We start from the raw sequence: 3,089 nt of genomic DNA, 5'->3' as shown, positions 1-3,089 counted from the left end.
CGCCGCGTCCGCCGGCCGGTCCGCGCCCGGACGCGGCTGCACCGGGTCCGGACGCCCCGGCATCCGACCGCGTCGTCACCTGCGCCGCCGCGCCCTCCTCGGGCGTCTCGCGCCGCTCCGCCGTGCCCATCAACGTGTCACTCCCCACCGCCAGCAGACCGCTCACTCGTGTCCGAAGACCCGGTTCTCCAGTGGCTGCCCGGCTTGCGCCGTTCTACGCCGCCCAGGTGCGGCACACGGCTCTTGTGACCGATTCCGCCCCCATTTCCCACAGAGAAGGACGAACGGCGCGTCGTGAAGATTCCCGGTCGGGAAAGAAACCGGCCAACCGTCCTCTCCCGTCCCGGAGATCGACCCCGGGCAGGTGCCCTCGATTCCGGGAGGCAATCTCCCGCAATGCCCGGACAACTCCCCATCTCCCGCCCCCGGTACGGAACTACAGCTTCCGGACGGCTCTTCGAGTTCACCCCGGCGCGGTAGTAGGCTCGCGCCGTTTGTTGACGCACATGCGTACCCCCGGCCGGTCGGGGGCCGAGCTGGGGGAGGCCATGCGCTTTCGCGGGAAGTCCATCCGCCGGAAGATCGTGGCGCTGCTCCTCGTGCCGCTGTTGTCCCTGACGACGATCTGGGCCTTCACCACGGTGCTCACGGGCCGTGAGGCAAGCCATCTCTTCGACGTGTCGTCGGTGATGGAGGAGGTCGGCTACCCCGTCGAGGACACCGTCCGCGTCCTTCAGCAGGAGCGCCGGCAGACCCTCGTCTATCTCGCCGACCCCCGCGCCTCCGACGGCCTCGCGGCACTCCGGCGCAGCCGCTCCGCCACCGACGACGCGGTCGCCGGCGTCCGCAGGAGCGCGACGGACGCCGATGTGCGCGAGGCCATGCACGGGGACTCCGACGAACTGGGCGCGGTACTGGACTCCTTCGAGGGCATCGAGTCCCTGCGCCGCAGCGTCGAGGACGGCACCGTCAACCGCTCCCAGGCCCTCGACCTCTACAACCGGCTGATCGACCCGTGCTACATCCTGCTGGCCAATCTGCACGTGGTCGAAGACGTCGAGCTCGACAAGCAGTACCGCGCCCTGGTCAGTCTCGCCCGCGCCCGCGAACTGCTCTCCCGCGAGGACGCCCTGCTCGGCTCCGCCCTGATCGTCGGTGAACTGTCCCGTGCCGAAGTGCGGGACATCTCCGACCTCATCGCCCAGCGCACCCTGATGTACGACGCCGGCCTGCCGCAGCTGCCCGCGTCCGAACGCGACCGCTACGAGACCTTCTGGAAGAACGCCGCGTCCGCCCCGCTGCGCGTCGGCGAAGAGGCGGCCGTCTCCTCCGGCACCGGGGAGCCCCGCGGGATCACGGCCAAGAGCTGGGACACCGCCGCCGGCAATGTGCTCTCCGAACTCGGCACCCTCAACGACCAGGCCGCCGACCGCTACCAGGACCGCGTCCGCCCCGTCGCCATGGGCGTCATCACCCAGGCCGTCATCGCCGGTGTCCTCGGACTGATCGCCCTCCTGGTCTCCCTCTTCCTCTCCGTGCGCGTGGGCCGCGGACTCGTCCGGGACCTCCGGAAGCTGCGCCTGGAGGCCCACGAGGCGTCCGGTGTGCGGCTGCCCAGCGTGATGCGCCGCCTCTCGGCGGGCGAACAGGTCGACGTCGAGACCGAGGTTCCGCGCCTGGAGTACGACAAGAACGAGATGGGAGAGGTGGGCCAGGCCCTCAACACCCTCCAGCGCGCCGCCGTGGAGGCCGCCGTCAAGCAGGCCGAACTGCGCGCCGGTGTCTCCGAGGTGTTCGTCAACCTCGCCCGCCGCAGCCAGGTCCTGCTGCACAAGCAGCTCACCCTGCTGGACACCATGGAACGCCGGACCGAGGACACCGAGGAACTCGCCGACCTGTTCCGGCTGGACCACCTCACCACCCGCATGCGCCGGCACGCCGAGGGCCTGGTGATCCTCTCCGGCGCCGCACCCTCCCGGCAGTGGCGCAAGCCCGTCCAGCTCATGGACGTCGTACGCGCCTCCGTCGCCGAGGTCGAGGACTACGAACGCATCGAGGTCCGCCGGCTGCCGAGGGTCGCCGTCACCGGCCCGGCCGTCGCCGACCTCACCCACCTCGTGGCCGAACTGCTGGAGAACGCCACGGTGTTCTCCCCGCCGCACACCGCCGTCCAGGTCCTCGGCGAGCGCGTGGCCAACGGCTTCACCCTGGAGATCCACGACCGCGGGCTCGGCATGGCGGCCGACGCCCTCCTGGACGCCAACCTCAGACTCGCCGAGACCCCCGAGTTCGAGCTCTCCGACACCGACCGGCTCGGACTGTTCGTGGTCAGCCGCCTCGCCCAGCGCCAGAACGTCCGGGTCTCCCTGCAGCCCTCCCCGTACGGCGGCACCACAGCGGTCGTCTTCATCCCCGACGCGCTGCTGACGGACGACGTCCCGGACACCAACGGCGTCGGCTTCCGCCTCGACCGCCCCCGGCGCTCCACGGACCGCGAACCGGAGGAGAGCCGCCGCGCCGCTCTCTCCCAGGTGCCCGTACAGCTGCCCCGGCTCCCCGCCTCGCTGCTGGACGGGCCGGTCGAACTGGAGGCTCCCGTCGACCTGGACGCGCTCGACGGCTTCCCCGGCGCCCTGGGCGACGAGGACAGCCGGCGAGGCGGCCTCTTCCACCCCCACCGCTCCCGCACCGGCACCCAGGAGGAGCGGCCCGGCCGCGAGCACCATCAGCAGACCCCCGACACGCCCGAGGGCGCGGACCAGGGCGGGAACGACCGGAGCGCCCCGGTCCCACTGACCCGCAGGGGAGCACCCAAGCTGGTCAGCTCCCACGGCCGCCCGGTCCGTGACGCGCGCGCCCGTGCGGAGCGCACGGACGAGGAGGGCACGCCCGCCCCGTCCGCCCGGCCAGGACTGGAAGCAGCGTCCCCGCTGCCCGCCCGCCGCCGTGGTGAGGACCCCGCGGGGCGTCGAACCCCCGGCCGCCCGGGTGCGGAGGGACTGTCCCCGCTCCCCGCGCGCCGCCGCACCGAACGGCTCTCCACCGACGCCGAGCGCGAACGACCGGACGCGGAGTCACTGCCTCCGCTG

1 protein-coding gene is annotated in these 3,089 nt (G+C 72.4%); it reads left to right on the top strand.

The window, feature by feature from the left end:
* Positions 1 to 548: 548 nt before the first annotated feature.
* The coding region (locus B7767_RS18755) for a nitrate- and nitrite sensing domain-containing protein (RefSeq protein WP_179167193.1) at positions 549 to 3,089 on the top strand (2,541 nt) is incomplete at its 3' end.

Origin of the sequence: Streptomyces sp. 13-12-16, assembly GCF_002114215.1 — a bacterium.
Taxonomy (GTDB): Bacteria; Actinomycetota; Actinomycetes; order Streptomycetales; family Streptomycetaceae; genus Streptomyces.
This window is presented reverse-complemented; position numbering and strand designations above follow the sequence as displayed.